The following is a 13386-nucleotide window of genomic DNA, read 5'->3' on the forward strand; positions in this document are numbered from 1 at the left end:
GCCGGTCGGCTGCGGCGGTGTGGCTAGTCGTCCGTCAGGGCGGGCAGCGTTGCCGCCAGCGCGGCGGTCTTGGGGGCGGTGCGGAACATCGCCACCGCGTTCTGTGGGATGTCTGCGATGCCGTCGGCTTGCTCCTGGCGGGTGAAGGGCAGCCGGGCGTGGGGACCGACCCGGAACGCGGGCAGGTCGGTGTGTTCGCGGGCGACGATCGTTTCGTCGGGTGTGCGGTAGTCGTAGCACGCGCCGAGGCCGAGCCCGTCGATGTCGGTCTCCTGGTTGCCGGTGCAGACGACTACCAGGTCGTAGCTGCGGCCGTCGATGAGGCCGGCGCCGGGCAGCGCGACGGGCCGGGCCCGGCGGCCCAGCACGGTGAGCAGCCGGTCGGGTCGCAGGTAGCGGCCGATGGCCTGGTAGCGGCCCCGGATCTGCTGCTGCCACGCCCCGCAGGTGCCCGGCAGGTCGGCGGCGTACCAGTCGATGCGCTCGACGCTGTCCAGCGCGGCGGCGGCCATCAGCGGCTGCGGTGCGATGCCCAGCAGCGACTCGACGGCGCATTTGGCCGAGTCACCGCTGCCGACGACCGCGGCGCGGCGTACCCCGCGCAGCGGCCACATCCCGCCCATCCGCGCCATGAACTGGCCGAAGGTGAGGATGCTGACGCCGTCGGCGAAGCCCTGGCTGATCGGGTCGCCCGCCCCTCGCGCGTCGATCAGCCGACCGGCCGGCAGCGGGCCGCGGCCGGCCACCTCGATCTGCACCCCGCTACTGTCCGGCGTCGCGGCGCGCACGGTGGCGTTGGTGACGACGTCGGCGAACTGGGCCAGGGCGAGCCGGATGACGAACGCCATCTCGGTGTTGGTCTGGTACTCGGTCATGCCCACGTTGGATGCCTGGATCGGGGCGCCCGGCAGGTGGTTCAGCGCGGCCGTCTGGTCGCCGGCCAAACCAGCGTTGCCGGCCCGGTTGCGGGAGTTGAGGTAGAACGTGGGCCGGGCGGTCATCGCGAAGGTGCCGCCGGCGCGCGGGCCGCGTTCCAGCACCAGCGGCCTGGGGTGTCCGCTGCGGACCCGGATCGCGGCGTACACGGCGGCGTGGAATCCGCTGCCGATGATGACTTCCCGGCCGGTGCCGGCCGAGCTCAGCGTCTGCTGCTGGCGCGCCTCGTCGGCCCAGTAGGCGTCCAGGAACTCATCGGCGTAGCCGCGGGCGGCCGGGTCCAGGGCGATACCGGTGAGCTGGGCGGCCAGCCGGTTCGGGAACTCCGCCTCACGTTCGGCCATCGCCCGCATGGCGTCGGCGCCGCCCTGCTGCAGCAGGATCGCGGTCAGCAGAGACTCGATCGGCGCGGCCGGCACGGCGGGGTCAACCATCAATGGGTCGGTCACGGTGCTTCCCCTTTCTCGGGAGTGCACCGGGTCACCGCACCGGGGCGCGCACGCCACACCCGGGTCGGCCCGGGGGTGCGGCACGCGGCCGGCGCGGTGTCCCGGGGTCGGGTCAAACTGGGTTGATTGGCTGGGCTCCCTGGTGGCTACCGGTGCCAGGCGGGCAGGGCGCCGACCTGGTCGGCGTCGGCATCGAACAGCACGTAGTCACAGCCCAGGTGGCGGGCGTAGCGCTGCACGGCGACGACTTCGCCGGGCAGGTCGGGGTGGTCGGCGGCGTGCGCGTCGGGGTCCGGCGGCACCCACATCAGCCAGCCGTGTTCCAGCTGGTAGGCGATGACACCGTCCACACCGGACAGCCAGGCCCTACGGCCGGTCGATGCGAGTGCCCAGGCCGAGTCGGGCGCCGATGGTCGGTCCCTGCCGGACCGCGGCGACCGCGGTGAGCAGGTGCCGGCGCCGCCAGCCGAGTAGGGCGCCGGTCAGGTCCGCGCCGTGGCGGGTGTGCTGGCGCAGCGCGGTGACGAGGCCGTCGGCCTGTTCGATGCCGTTGACGGCGCCGCGGGCGGTGTGGGCGCGGGGCGGGGCGAGGGCGTCGCCGAGCAGACACGCATGGCCGTCGCCGACCGGCCAGGCCATCCGGGTGGGTGGGGCGATGTCCAGCACCGGCAACGCGGCCCGCCCACTCGTGGCGTGCACCAGGTCGGCCAGGTGGGCCGGCAGGTGCGCGGCGGCCTGCGCGTCGACGTGGTCGCGGGCGGCCGGGCTGACCTGCGCCGTGGTGGCGTAGACCCGCTGCCGGGGTGGGGCACCGAACCAGTCGGTGTACTGCTGCGCCGTGGCGTTGAGAAAGAAGATCCAGTCGGCGCCGCCGGGCACCGGGGCGAGGTTGAACTGCACGCCGGGGCACGGCTCCCACCGCTGGAAGTCGTCCAGGTCATCGGGGCGGGTGCTGGCGGTGCCGCGGTGGGCGATGTATCCGGCGTAGTGCAGCCGCCGGGCGGGGTCCAGCAGCCTGCGGCCGACCGAGGTGCGGCCGTCGCAGTAGGCGACCAGGTCAGCCGGTTCGCGCCCGCCGTCGGTGAAGTGCAGCATCGGCCGGCCACGCTCGGCGGTCATGTCGGCGATGCGTCGTCCGTGCTGGACCACGCCGGTCGGCAGGCGGGCGGCCAGGGCGTGGTGCAGCAGGGTCCAGGTGGTGAACCGGCCCGGGTAGGTCCGCCGACGGTGGCGCTGGTCGTGCGGGCCGTAGCCGCGGATCTGGGTGATCGTCTCGAACCCGTCTTTGACGTACTCGTGTTGCGCGATGTCGAGACGGTCCAGCACGTCCAGAGCGGTGTGCTCCAACGACAGCACCCCACCGGTGGCCGTGGGCAGGTCCGGGTTGGCCTCGTAGACGGCGACCTGGTCGAAGCCGGCCTGGATCAGCAACAACGCGAGGACCGGCCCGGTCAGCGACCCGCCGACCACCGCGATGCGAGGCCGCCGCCGGACCAGCGCCGGGATCGCCGGGAGATGGCCGGCGACCAAGGTCCCGGGCGGCATCGGCGGGTGATGGTCGTGCTCGTGGTGGCCCATTCGTGGGCTCCCTTCCGATGCGGTGGGCAGCCCAGGCACGGGCCGTGTCGGCCGTGCCCGGGCGGTGCGCGCAATGGCGCGGTGCAGTGCTGGCCGGGCAACGGCCACGGGGTGGTGCGGGGCGGAACCGGCGGCGTGCCGGCGGTGCCGGCGCACCGTTGGGTGCGGTGTCCAGGTATGCAGGTCAGACGGGTTGTCGGCCTCGGTCGGGTCCGACGGGACGACGCGGTGGTATGACCTGCTGGCGGCGGTCGTGCGGCAGGGGTTGGGCTAGTCGATGCGCTGCTCGCGGCGCAGCCCGGCGAGCAGGCCCGCGAGGGCCTGGCCGGCGGCGGTGCCGCGTCCGGTGATGGACTCAGCCGCCACGATGCGCCGGGCCGCCTTGACGAGCTCGGTGAGGCTGGGCTGGTCGGCCAGGTCGGTGGTGATGATCTCCACTTCGGGTTCGTCGACGATGCGCGTGTCATCCTGGAAGGCGGTCAGCCGGTCGGCGAGCTGATCGCCGACGCGGCCGTGCAGCAGCGACGGGTCGGCTGTCACCGCCGCGACGCTGTGCCGGGCAGCGCCCGCCACCGAGGCCAGGTTCAGGTGATCGCGGTAGGTTTCGGTGCACGTCCAGGTGATGGTGATCGTGGCGGGCGCGTCGACGGCGCCCTGGTCAATGGTCATGGCGAATGTCCCTCCTGTGGACAGGTGACGGCCCGCCCCGCGATGGGCGTGACCGGGGAGCCCCCACGTCGGCGCGTGGCGGCATGGGTGGTGGGCGGCGCCGGGCCGAGCGGGGTCAGCTGATGTCGGGCTGCCGCTCGGCGTCCTCGGTGCGTGCTCCCCCAGGCAGCTGGCGGTGGCAGACCCGCGGGCCTGCCACATTCGGGTCGGCGACGCCGACGAGCGTCTCGACAGCCTGGCGGGCCTGCCCGGCCGACGTGCAGCCCTCGCCGATCAGCCGGCCGTCGGCGGTAAACGGCAGCCAGAGCACCGCCGCAGGTGCACCGGCGCCGTCACCGATGGCCCGAACGACCCGGGCGGCCCGGCCCAGGACGTTCCCGGTGCGGTGCAGGACCCAGCCACGCCAGGCGACCTCGGCGACCTCCAGCCAATGCCACTGCGGGGCCGGATCGGCCTCGGCGGCCGGGTCCACCCCGTAGCGGTGCAGGCAGGCGGCCATGGTGGCGCGGGTGACGGACGGCACCTGCCAGTGGTCGTAGCGGCGCCACACCCGGCCGCTCGGGGCGGCGTACTCGGGGCGGCCGTCGTCCTCGAACGTGTCACAGTAGAAGGTCACGTCGCGGGGTGCGTGGTCCTCGCGGGCCTGCGCGACCCGCATGTCGATGTAGGCGGTGGAGCTGTGCAGCATCGCACCCCAGGCCCGCAGGTAGGGGTAGTCGGTCTGGTCGCGGGTGGGCATCAGTTCGGTGTTCCTTTCCCGATCACTGCGGTCGCGTGATCGCCCTGTCGACCGATCAGCCGCCTATCCCCGATCCCGCTGCCGTGTCGGCCGCCGCCACGCGGGTGATCATGCGGGCGGGTTCGGGCAGGACATGCACGGCGAGCAGGAACAGCCAGCGCCGGGCGCCGCGGGTGACACCGAGGCGCAGTTCGTCGCGGTGCAGCGCCGGGTCGGTCAGGGCGTCGCTTGAGTCGTCGGCGCGCCAGTGCAGCCGCAGCACGTCACCGGGCCGCAGCAGCGCGGCGATCGACCGCCACACCTCGTGCAAGTGCGCGGCGTCGAACACGGCCAGCGCGGCGGCGCCGGGCAGGTCGTGCTCGCGCCAGCGGCGCACGTCGTCGAAGCCGGCGATGGCCCCACCGACCTGGATGCGGCGGCGCCGGTCGAGCCGGTCACCGTCCGGGAACAGTCGCTGCTGGCGGGAGGTGTAGATGCGCGGCTGCGCGAACGCGGCGCTACTCAAACCCGCGTCGATGCGGGCGACGCTGGCGGCGTTGGTGTGGAAGGTGATGGTGTCGGCGGCGCGCAGCGCCAGCACGTCGTTGGGGTCCAGCTGGCCGACCGAGCCGGGGTGGCTGGTCGTCGGGTCGGTGTGTTCGGTCTGTCGGTGCTCGGCCATGGTGATGCCTCCGTCGAGGTCGAACGGTTTGGTGTGGTGGCCGCGTGCGGTGCCGCCGGCAGCGCGCCGGAGCGAAGCGCGCGGGTGTGCGGCGGCCCGGGGCGGCAGCGCCGACGTGGTGTGCGGGTTACCGGTCCCAGTCCGCCGCGTCGGCCAGGTCGGTGTCCGGGTGCTCGACCGCGGCGTGCGCCTCGACGAGCAGGGCCACCTGCCGTTCGGACAGGCCGACCGTGTCGCCGGTGGCGGTGGCGGTGAACAGTGCCGGGCCGCACACGAACGGCAGCCCGTGCGGGCCGGTGAACACGCCGCCGGACAGGGCGGCGCACATCTGGGTCGCGGCCCAATTCAGTTCGCCGCTGCCGTCCTGGTCGTCACCGTCCAGCCAGACGGTGACACCGGCGCGCAGCGCGACGCGGTGCACGGCGCCGCCGATGGTGCGCCCGGCCAACGCCACGCCCGTAGCAGAGCCGTTAGCGGCGTCCATGATGGACAGTCGGTGATTCGGGTTGACGGTGACGTAGCAGCCGCCGTCGGTGTCGGCCGGCCGGGTCGCGGTGGGGGCGGCCGTAGGCCGGGTCATCGTGATGGTCATCGTGTGCCTCCGTGTCCGTCAGTTCGAGTAGGGAAAGCCAGCCGCGAGTGCGGCCGGCGGGCATGGGCGATCGGTCGACCGGGCACCTGGCCGGGTCGACGGGTGGCATGCGATGGGTGGCGCGCCGGTGACCGGCGTCGTGGCCCGCGCGGCTGGCGTGGGCCGGGGTTTGGTCAGGCGGCGACAGTGACGAGGACGTCGTCGGGGGCCGCGTCGGCCAGCTGGAGGATGGCCTGCTGCATGTGGTCGATCAGAGCCTGCGGGCTGGTCTCCTGCGGATACAGGCAGGCGCCGGTGGCCATGATGATCAGGGCGTCGCCGGTCAGCCGGCGCAGACTGTGGTAGGTGACGTAGGCGGCCGGTCCGGCGGCCAACAGCGCGGACTCGACCGGATTGGGGCGCCGGGCGCCGATCCGGCCGGTCGCCGACCAGGTGTCGTACCGGGCCCGGGCCTCGGACGCGGCGAGCGCGCCGGTCGCGGCGAGGTCCAGCAGCCGCAGCGGGCCGCCGGCGCACCGGATCGGGTCGCCGTCGCCGGGCGCGGCCAGCAGACCGCGGTTGGCGCGCGAGTGCGGCTCTGCGAGGAGCCGACGCGCCGGGCGCAGGTCCTCGTCGAACAGGCAGGCGAGGGTGGTGCGCCAGTCGGTGATGCCCAGGATGGTGGCCGGGTACCAGAACGTGACGGTGCGGATGGTCAGGCCGGTGGGCAGGTTGATGGGCATGGTGGTGCTCCTTCCACGCATGTGATGGCTGTGCCGGGAATCCCGGGCTTGGTGTTGCTGCGGCGGCACCGGCCCGAGCACTGTGTGGGCGGGCTGCGGCTCCGTACGCGGCTGGATCGGACGTGAGGCAGCGGCCGAGGCCCGCCAATCGGCGCATGGCGGTTTGCAGCGATGCTCGGAGCGGTGTCGGTGTCCTCGGATGCCGCAGCCGTCGGTTCGGCATGCGCGGCGGTACCCCGCGTCCCAGGTGGTCAGGTGGTGCCGCAGGGCGCGGCGGCGGTGGGCGCGCCGCTGATGTCGCGTAGGCACCAGGCGTGCGGCTGCCCGACCGCGTCCGGGGCGATGCAGTGCTCGGCCAAGCCGCGCCCGCAGCGGTCGCAGCCACGACGGCGGGTGAACGCGGCGAGGATCAGCTTGACCCGGGCCCGGTTCCGGTGGCGTCGGAATGCGGCTGGTGGTTCATCCGTCCGCTCCGTCGAGGTGGACCAGCCGGCCGATCAGACACGTCGCGGCGGCCCGGTCCACGGCACTCCACTCGCCGGGCAGGGTGAGCGTGAGGGTGTCGCCGTGCAGGGTGCCGTCGCCGCAGCCACGGCCAGCCGCGTCGGCCAGGATGATCCTGGTCAGCCCGCGCGCCGGCCGGTCCGCCCACACCGTGACCCGGTGCGCGCCGACCGATGTGTGACCCAGCCGGACGGGCCGGTCGGTGAGCGGCGGTAGCGACACTGTGAGGTTGGTGAGGCTGCCAGGGTGCGGTCCGGTCATCGGGCGATCACCACCTCGTCGTCGAGGATGGCGAACCACGGGTCCGCTGTGGTACGGCGCAGCCATGTCAGCCATGCGTCGATCGCCGTGATCGGGCCGTCGGGGTCGGGCAGCGGATGCTGGTCGGTGAGGTCCGGCGCGTCCTCGACCAAGCTGTCCGCGGCAGTGCGGGTGCTGGCGAAGATCCGGATCGCTTCGCGTTTGACCGCTGCGGCGGTGGCGCCGACGATGAGGATCGGCGCGTCGTCCCAGTCGATCAGCCCGTACACGTCCCCACCCGCTGCGACCGTGGGTCGCGCGCCGAGGCGGCAGATGACCAGCCTGCGGGTGTTCATCGGCCCCGCCTGCCCTCGGTGTGGGACGCGGGCGGGCCATCGAAGCCACGCATCATCGCGGGGCCGAAGATGGCGGTGTGGCCACGGCCGGCCTGTTTCGCCGCGCGCATGGCGTGGTCGGCGCGGACGAGGGCCAGCCGCGGACCACGGTCGGCGCGTGGCGTGGAGGAGGCGACGCCGGCGCAGGCGGTGATTGCGGCGGTGACCGACCGGCCGGAGAGCAGGATCTCGGTCGGTTCGGCGACGGACGCCAGAAGGCGCGAGGTGTGGTCCGCGCCGCCGGCGGGGTCGTTGAGGACGACGGCGAACTCGTCGCGGCGCAGGCGGAACACCGCCCCGTGCGCGGCGGATGCGAGGTGCTGGACACGTGCGGCGGTCAGCACGAGCAGCTGGTCGAGCGCCCGGTCGCCGAAGCCGGCCACGAAGACCCGGCTGCCGTCCAGGTTGACCACGATCACCGTGACGGGTCGGTCGGTGCCGTCGGCCAGGGCCGTGTGGAAGCCGGCCCGGGTGTCCAGGCCGGTCAGGGTATCGCGGCCAGCGACGTGCACGGCGGCGCGGTGGACGGCGGCGGCGTGTAGCGCGATGAGCAAGCAGGTGATGGCGGCGGAACTGGCTATCACCCCTGCTGTGAGCTGTGCGGGGGTGGACATCGGTGCCCACACCTCCAATCCAGGGTTGGGGAGGTGTCGAGGGCAGCCGGGTTGCCGCCGGCTGCCCTCACCTCAGACGGTGGGCAATCCAGGCTTCGCCGGGAGTGTGCGAGGGGCGTGGCCGGTGGCGCCCGGACGGGCACCGGGCTGGTACGGGTTAGTCGGTGGTGTGGTGGCGGAGCCGGACCGCTGGACGCAGGCCGGGCGCCAGCGCGTCTGCCAGGTGAAGGGCGTACGGACACCAGGTTTCGGGAGGTCTGCACACTGTGGGTCACAGCCACAAGCTGGGCTCTGGTCCCCAGACGAGAGGTTCTGCCCGGCGGAACGCGAGCACCGCCGTGGTGTCGAGTGTGCCGAGGCGTGTGTTGGCGGCGGTGAGGTAGCCCAGCCGCTGCGACAGCAGCGGGCTGCGGGCCCGCATCGGTTCCTGGTTCACGCCTTCGATCAGCGCGTCCCCGACCGCCGCCGCCAGCCGGTGATAGGCAATGTATGTGCGCCTGCCGGCCTGCAAGGCGTCGAGTTCGTCTGGGTCCAGCGCGACGGCCGGACATCTAAGGTTGTGGCGGAGCATCGCCTCGACACGGGGCTGGTGCAGAAACGCACGGCGTGCGGCATGCAGCGCTCGCCTGTCGGTGCCGATGCGGTGTGCCTGCGGAGCCCATGCTTCAGCATTCGGGGTGCCCCGGACGACGTCGAGCCAAAGGCTGTATCGCGCGGCTGCATGCTCGGCGCCGCGTTCGCGGGTAGCGGCGATGTCAAACTCGGTCACCCCGGCGGCGAAGTACAGGCTCGGTGCACCGCCCGATGCGGTCACCGCTGCTGCACGTCGCTGGTCCCGGGCGGTACCCCGGCGCACAATTCGAAGGTCGAACTCGACAGGCGCGCCAACAAGTCGGCGTACGGTAGCCATGTCGTAGTCACGGCCATCGTGCATGCAGACGAGGCCGGTGCGAATCCAGTACCCGTCAGGGACGACGAGGCGGTCGGCGAACGCTGTGTGAACACCGTACTGGTTGCCGCGGTAGAAATCAGATGACATAACGACGGCCATGGTGAAGCCTCCTGGGTCGTGGGGCCGGATGTTCCGTCGGGCGAATCGGTCCTGGCGCAGCCGATGCCCGGCTTGGGTCGGGCAGGCTGGGATGAGCAGCGGCGACACGCTGGTCGCTTCGGCGTTCTGGCGCCGCGTACAGGTAGCCGGCAGGTCCGCTGTGGACGGATCGGTGGGAGCGGGACGGGATCAGTTGCCGTTGATGGGCGCTGCCGTATGGTGCCGGGTGAGCGTCATGGTCCAGCCGTCACGGGCGAGCTGGGCGGCCTCGTGCGCGCCCAGCGCGTGCAGCTCGCCGCTGATCGTGTCGGCCTCGCCCTCGATTGCCGCGGCGCAGGCAACGAACTCGTCGCGGTGGGCGAGGACGCCGAATCCGACCAGGGTCAGGTGCGCGTCGTACAGCCGGGCGTTGTCCGCCCGCAGCACCTCGACGCGGGCCATCAGCTCGCGGATCCGCGCGAAGCGCGGCAACGGCCGGTACTGGCGCAGCAGCCCCTGCCAGTGCGCGCGTTGCTGGTCGGCCCAGGTCGGCGCGGCGTCGGCCGGGTCGTCGGCGGGCTGCGGACGCTGGGTGGCCCGGTCGCGGCGTCGTCCGACCGCGATGTCGATGCCCGTGCCGGACAGCAGGACTGTGACGGTGGTGGCGCCGGCCAGGGACGCGACGCGCAGTTGGCCGAGCAGCGGGTTGCCGGTCGGCTCGTGCAGCGGCAGCTCGTACCGCAGCGGGATCGCTTCGGTACGCAGCAGCCGGTTCACGTCCAGCCACGGGGTGCCCGGCGGGCACTGCCGGGCGAACGCAGCGCGGCGGTCCAGGGTGCCGGGCTGGTTGGCTGGTGCCGGCTGCGGGTGGGGGCCGTTGCTGGTCAGCCAGATGCCGTTGCTGCCGGAGCGCAGCAGCAGCGCCGGTCCCGGGCGTGCGGCGTCGGCGTGGCCGGTGCCGGTGGCCGCGGCGGCGGCGTGTTCGGCGACCTCGCACACGGTGTCGAGATCGAACGTCAGCCGGATGGTCATGGTGGTGCCTCCTCCACGCGGTATGGGATTGGGGTCGAGACGCGTGTGACGCGCGCCCGAGATGCGGGCGCGCGTAGGTGTGGATGTGCCGTGGGTGGTTCAGGCCGGGCTGGCCACGGCGACGAGGTGCGCACCTGGGGGCAGCTGGGCCAGGTGACCGTTGGCGATGCCCAGGTAGTCCAGGGCGTCGAACAAGCGCTGGCTGCGGGCGGTGAGCCAGCCCCCGTGCTCGGGGGCGAGCCCGTCGCCGGGGACCGCGGCCAGCCAGGCCAGGTTGACGTAGGTGCCGTAGCCGGCCTGGAAGGCTTCCAGGTGCCTGGTGGGCAGCGGGCAGGGCTGGCCGGGGATGGCGTTGTGCGCCGTCATGGCCAGGATCTGCGGCTGGGCCAGGTAGTCGGCCTGCGCCCTCGGGAGGGGGTAGCGGTGTTCGTCGGCGCGGTGCCGGTCGAGGAACGACCAGAACGGTTGCGCCGGCCGGAGCCGGGCGACGACCTGCTGCCACAGCAGCCACTCGGCGGCGGCGCCGGCGGCGGCGCGGGTGCGCATGCCGTCCAGGTCGAGCAGTTTGATCGGGCCGCCGGCGGTCAGGCCGTTCCAGCGGTCGACCAGTTTGCCAGTGCGGCGGGTGTGGGTGTGGAAGTGCGGCAGGACGCCACTGCTGGATAGGCCGCGGGCCGCCAGGGTGGCGGTGGCCTTCGCCGCGAGGGCCGCGGCCGGGGTGTCTGCGGGTAGGCAGACGACGGCAATGCCCATGCTGCGGGTGGGCAGGTGCGGCCGGCTGGTGCTGGTGGACGTGGTTGACGAGACGTGCATGGTGGTTCCTCCTTGCCGGTGGATGTGGTGCGCGAACGCGCGGAACCGGACCCCTGTGCGGGGTCGGGCGTGGGTGCGCAGGGCACGCGCGGGGATTGGCCCGAGTCGGGTCGACGCTCGGGTCGAGGTGACCCGGGGCGACCGCGTGCTGCGGCCGATTCGCGGCGACCGTGCCGCGGGGTGGTGCTGTGTGGCCAAGGGGCCGAGGGTGGTGCGGTCCGGCCAGGGGCCGGTGGGTGGTGCGGGATGGGCGTGGGTGCCCGGTTGGGGTGGTCGCGGCCGACCGGCCAAATGGCGGGTGGGCCGGTGCGGTGTCCCTGCCGTGGCGAGCGTGCGCCCGGGTGGTGCGGTGGTGCGAAAGGGGGATTCTTTGAAAGAAGCTCTCACCGTAGGGCCGCGACCCAACTGGTCCGGATCGTCCGACCTCGACCTGTCCGAAGGTTGTGAGCTGGGCGGTTGGGTACCGGCTGGGGTGCAGTTGAGGGCTGGCGGCCACCGGCCAGTTGGCTCGGTTGGGTTGCCCGCCAGCCGGTTGCCCGGTCGTGCCCGGCCGCAGTGGTGTTCAGGCGGCGGGCTGGACGGCGCCCCGATCGGTGGGTGCGGCCGGCGACGTGGGCGCACGGTGGCGCCGGCGGCGGGCGGCCCGCTCCGCGTCGACGTCGTGCTGCCACTGGCTGAAACGCCGGCCGGCGAGGCGGCGCAGGAAGTGCGGGATGCGGTTGGCGGGGATACCCACCAGCCGCGGGCCGAGCACGGCAAGCAGGTCGGAGGCTTCCTGCGAGGACCAACCGGCCATGGCGATCGCGGCCTCGTCGGGGAAGACGTCGGCGACCCGGTCGGTATCAGGGTGCAGGAGGTGATCCTGGGTGCCGCCGTAGGAGTAGACCCACAGGAAGTTGGCCGGCGGGTCGGGCTCGACGAGGCGGCGGAAGCGTTCGACTTCCTTGGTGTAGGCGTAGAAGGTGACGTCCCGCCGGTGCCGGCAGATCCGCAGCCACGCCCGCAGGTAGTCGTCGGTGAAGAAGTCACCGGCGTCGTGGACCCGGACCCAGGCGTTGCGGAACTTGGCGGCGCCGAGTTCGGCGGTCATCGCCGCCTCCCAGCCAGGCAGGTCGTCCAGGACGAACGCCAGGTTGGCCTGGTGCCGGCCACGCACAACCGGCCACAGATAGGTGCCGTTGCGGGCGTAGCAGACCTGCACGCAGATCCCGGCGGCCGGGCAGGTGTTGTAGGTGCGCCCGTCGGGGAGCCTGCCGGCCCAGGCCGGCAGGCTCCAGTCCCACACCCCGATCGCTTTCATCTCACGGTTCTGGGTCAACAGCCGCTTCGGGCGCGGCACACCGCCCCGCGGCGGCACAGGTTGAGACATCAACATTCCCCTTGAAGGTGGGTGCGGTTGGCTGATCCGCGTCGGCGCCGGACGTCGTCGGCTCGCCGCCACCAGACGCTGTGCAGCGCGGTGGCGCCGGTCCGGGATCCGCGCCAGAAACGCAAAGAGCCCCCACACCGGCGCGCCGACGAGGGCGGCCGGTGTGGGGGCCAGGTGGTGCAGTGTGAATACCTGCTGAGGACTCAGAACGTGCAGTTGGGCAGCGGCTACCTGCTCGTCAGCCAGTGCGCGGCGCGGTCGCAGGAGCGCTCGTCGGACTCGATGAGGACCGCGTGGCGGCCGGCCGCGCGGGCGGCGATGCCGGTGGAGCCTGACCCGGCGAAGGGGTCGACGACGGTTCCGCCAGGTGGGCTGGCGTAGCGGATGAGCAGATCGAGGACCGCGAGCGGCTTCTGGGTGGGGTGGATGCCGGTGCGGTGTTCCGATCGCGCGTAGATGACGGATCGGGCCAGCCGGGTGGGTCCGTAGGTATAGCCGGCCGATCCGATGCGCCCGGTGTGTGGGGGCTGCGGCCGATGGGCGATGGTCGCGGCGGGCGGCCGTGGTTGGCCAGCGACGCTGGGCACGTCGTGGTAGATCGATGACCACGGTCCGCGGTACCAGTGGGTCGCGGTTTCGTGGATGCGCCGGAACCTGTCCGTGGCGAATCCGGAGCCGTTGTGTTTGGCCCAGGTCCAGTGGTCGTGCTCCGTGTCCAGGTCCGGTTCGAGGTCCTGGGAGAGCCGCCACCCGGCGGCGGCGAATTCGCGGCCCCGGAAGGGCGGCATGGCGAACTGCCGCAGCGGCAGGAAACACCACAGGGAGTTGGTGCACTGCGCCGCGGCGGTCAGCCAGCCGGTGGGCCATCGGTCCCACCGCAGCGAGGTCTGCTGGTAGGGCGGGTCAGCGATGATCGCATCAGCGTGCAGCAGCGGCAGCAGGTCGCGACAGTCGCCGTGAAACAGCACCACGGTCTCGTCGGCATAGTACGGCTGAGGTTTGGCCAGCGTGGTTCTCCCTTCTGCAGTGGCGTGCGAGGGGGT

General features: G+C 72.9%; 16 protein-coding genes. All 16 read right to left on the reverse strand.

Features of this window, described 5'->3' with window-relative positions:
• Positions 1-23: 23 nt before the first annotated feature.
• Entirely contained in the window at positions 24-1385 is a 1362-nt protein-coding gene (locus tag ACQPXD_RS49000) for a hypothetical protein (protein ID WP_432830848.1), read from the reverse strand.
• A 146-nt stretch (positions 1386-1531) separates the two neighbouring features.
• Entirely contained in the window at positions 1532-1735 is a 204-nt protein-coding gene (locus ACQPXD_RS49005; protein ID WP_432830850.1) for a hypothetical protein, read from the reverse strand.
• 16 nt (positions 1736-1751) lie between these two features.
• Positions 1752-2963 (reverse strand): FAD-dependent monooxygenase, encoded by a 1212-nt coding sequence (locus tag ACQPXD_RS49010; RefSeq protein ID WP_432830852.1) that lies wholly within the window; start codon positions 2961-2963, stop codon positions 1752-1754.
• Between the two features lie 270 nt (positions 2964-3233).
• On the reverse strand, positions 3234-3632 hold the full coding sequence (locus ACQPXD_RS49015; RefSeq protein WP_432830854.1) for a hypothetical protein: 399 nt from the start codon (positions 3630-3632) through the stop codon (positions 3234-3236).
• A gap of 115 nt (positions 3633-3747) precedes the next feature.
• On the reverse strand, positions 3748-4371 hold the full coding sequence (locus tag ACQPXD_RS49020) for a hypothetical protein (RefSeq protein ID WP_432830856.1): 624 nt from the start codon (positions 4369-4371) through the stop codon (positions 3748-3750).
• A gap of 55 nt (positions 4372-4426) precedes the next feature.
• Positions 4427-5032 carry a hypothetical protein gene (locus ACQPXD_RS49025; protein ID WP_432830858.1) on the reverse strand — a complete coding sequence of 202 codons (606 nt, stop codon included), beginning with the start codon at positions 5030-5032 and terminating at the stop codon, positions 4427-4429.
• A gap of 127 nt (positions 5033-5159) precedes the next feature.
• Positions 5160-5624: a hypothetical protein gene (locus ACQPXD_RS49030; protein WP_432830860.1), complete on the reverse strand. Its 465-nt coding sequence runs from the start codon at positions 5622-5624 to the stop codon at positions 5160-5162.
• Positions 5625-5797: 173 nt separating this feature from the next.
• Complete coding sequence (locus ACQPXD_RS49035; RefSeq protein ID WP_432830862.1) at positions 5798-6346, reverse strand: hypothetical protein; 549 nt, start codon at positions 6344-6346, stop codon at positions 5798-5800.
• Positions 6347-6805: 459 nt separating this feature from the next.
• Entirely contained in the window at positions 6806-7111 is a 306-nt protein-coding gene (locus tag ACQPXD_RS49040; protein ID WP_432830864.1) for a hypothetical protein, read from the reverse strand.
• The gene (locus ACQPXD_RS49045) at positions 7108-7380 is read right to left on the reverse strand and encodes a hypothetical protein (protein WP_432830866.1); all 273 of its coding nucleotides are present in this window, start codon (positions 7378-7380) and stop codon (positions 7108-7110) included. Before ACQPXD_RS49045 ends, ACQPXD_RS49040 begins: the two co-directional genes overlap by 4 nt.
• A gap of 62 nt (positions 7381-7442) precedes the next feature.
• A complete protein-coding gene (locus ACQPXD_RS49050) occupies positions 7443-8039 on the reverse strand; it encodes a diguanylate cyclase domain-containing protein (RefSeq protein ID WP_432830868.1) in 597 nt (198 codons plus the stop codon).
• 331 nt (positions 8040-8370) lie between these two features.
• The gene (locus tag ACQPXD_RS49055) at positions 8371-9150 is read right to left on the reverse strand and encodes a hypothetical protein (RefSeq protein ID WP_432830870.1); all 780 of its coding nucleotides are present in this window, start codon (positions 9148-9150) and stop codon (positions 8371-8373) included.
• 189 nt (positions 9151-9339) lie between these two features.
• Positions 9340-10161 (reverse strand): hypothetical protein, encoded by an 822-nt coding sequence (locus ACQPXD_RS49060; RefSeq protein ID WP_432830872.1) that lies wholly within the window; start codon positions 10159-10161, stop codon positions 9340-9342.
• Between the two features lie 99 nt (positions 10162-10260).
• Positions 10261-10974: a hypothetical protein gene (locus ACQPXD_RS49065; RefSeq protein WP_432830874.1), complete on the reverse strand. Its 714-nt coding sequence runs from the start codon at positions 10972-10974 to the stop codon at positions 10261-10263.
• Positions 10975-11536: 562 nt separating this feature from the next.
• Positions 11537-12343 carry a GP88 family protein gene (locus ACQPXD_RS49070; RefSeq protein WP_432830876.1) on the reverse strand — a complete coding sequence of 269 codons (807 nt, stop codon included), beginning with the start codon at positions 12341-12343 and terminating at the stop codon, positions 11537-11539.
• 227 nt (positions 12344-12570) lie between these two features.
• Positions 12571-13314 (reverse strand): DNA-methyltransferase, encoded by a 744-nt coding sequence (locus ACQPXD_RS49075; RefSeq protein ID WP_432830878.1) that lies wholly within the window; start codon positions 13312-13314, stop codon positions 12571-12573.
• Positions 13315-13386 lie beyond the last annotated feature (72 nt).

The organism is Dactylosporangium sp. CA-092794, assembly GCF_050948465.1.
In the GTDB taxonomy this organism is placed as follows: Bacteria; Actinomycetota; Actinomycetes; order Mycobacteriales; family Micromonosporaceae; genus Dactylosporangium.

What these genes read in the sequence shown, in the direction of transcription:
- ACQPXD_RS49010 (WP_432830852.1), bottom strand. Translation starts at nt 2,963, where the DNA reads ATGGGCCACCACGAGCACGACCATCACCCGCCGATGCCGCCCGGGACC.
- ACQPXD_RS49015 (WP_432830854.1), bottom strand. Translation starts at nt 3,632, where the DNA reads ATGACCATTGACCAGGGCGCCGTCGACGCGCCCGCCACGATCACCATC.
- ACQPXD_RS49020 (WP_432830856.1), bottom strand. Translation starts at nt 4,371, where the DNA reads ATGCCCACCCGCGACCAGACCGACTACCCCTACCTGCGGGCCTGGGGT.
- ACQPXD_RS49025 (WP_432830858.1), bottom strand. Translation starts at nt 5,032, where the DNA reads ATGGCCGAGCACCGACAGACCGAACACACCGACCCGACGACCAGCCAC.
- ACQPXD_RS49030 (WP_432830860.1), bottom strand. Translation starts at nt 5,624, where the DNA reads ATGACCATCACGATGACCCGGCCTACGGCCGCCCCCACCGCGACCCGG.
- ACQPXD_RS49035 (WP_432830862.1), bottom strand. Translation starts at nt 6,346, where the DNA reads ATGCCCATCAACCTGCCCACCGGCCTGACCATCCGCACCGTCACGTTC.
- ACQPXD_RS49040 (WP_432830864.1), bottom strand. Translation starts at nt 7,111, where the DNA reads ATGACCGGACCGCACCCTGGCAGCCTCACCAACCTCACAGTGTCGCTA.
- ACQPXD_RS49055 (WP_432830870.1), bottom strand. Translation starts at nt 9,150, where the DNA reads ATGGCCGTCGTTATGTCATCTGATTTCTACCGCGGCAACCAGTACGGT.
- ACQPXD_RS49060 (WP_432830872.1), bottom strand. Translation starts at nt 10,161, where the DNA reads ATGACCATCCGGCTGACGTTCGATCTCGACACCGTGTGCGAGGTCGCC.
- ACQPXD_RS49065 (WP_432830874.1), bottom strand. Translation starts at nt 10,974, where the DNA reads ATGCACGTCTCGTCAACCACGTCCACCAGCACCAGCCGGCCGCACCTG.
- ACQPXD_RS49070 (WP_432830876.1), bottom strand. Translation starts at nt 12,343, where the DNA reads ATGTCTCAACCTGTGCCGCCGCGGGGCGGTGTGCCGCGCCCGAAGCGG.